The organism is Staphylococcus gallinarum (assembly GCF_000875895.1).
Lineage (GTDB): Bacteria > Bacillota > Bacilli > Staphylococcales > Staphylococcaceae > Staphylococcus > Staphylococcus gallinarum.
Genome location: NZ_JXCF01000078.1, coordinates 1 through 342, shown reverse-complemented (window position 1 = coordinate 342; position 342 = coordinate 1). Strand labels below are relative to the sequence as shown.

Below are 342 nucleotides of genomic sequence, written 5' to 3'. Positions count from 1 at the left end.
TAATGATGTGCTTGCACTTTCTGAGTCAGACACTGATGTACTCAATGATGTACTTGCACTTTCTGAATCAGATACTGACGTACTTAATGATGTACTTGCTGACTCTGAATCACTTACTGATGTACTTAGTGACGTACTTGCTGAATCACTTACTGAAGTGCTCAATGATGTTGACGCACTTTCTGAGTCAGATACTGATGTACTTAATGATGTACTTGCTGATTCTGAATCAGATACTGACGTGCTTAATGACGTTGACGCACTTTCTGAATCAGACACTGATGTGCTCAATGATGTGCTTGCGCTTTCTGAATCAGATACTGACGTGCTTAATGATGTTGA

At 39.8% G+C, this 342-nt stretch carries 1 pseudogene; it reads left to right on the top strand.

What is annotated here, in order from left to right:
• Positions 1-342, top strand: a pseudogene (locus tag SH09_RS17270) (hypothetical protein); the annotation flags it as partial.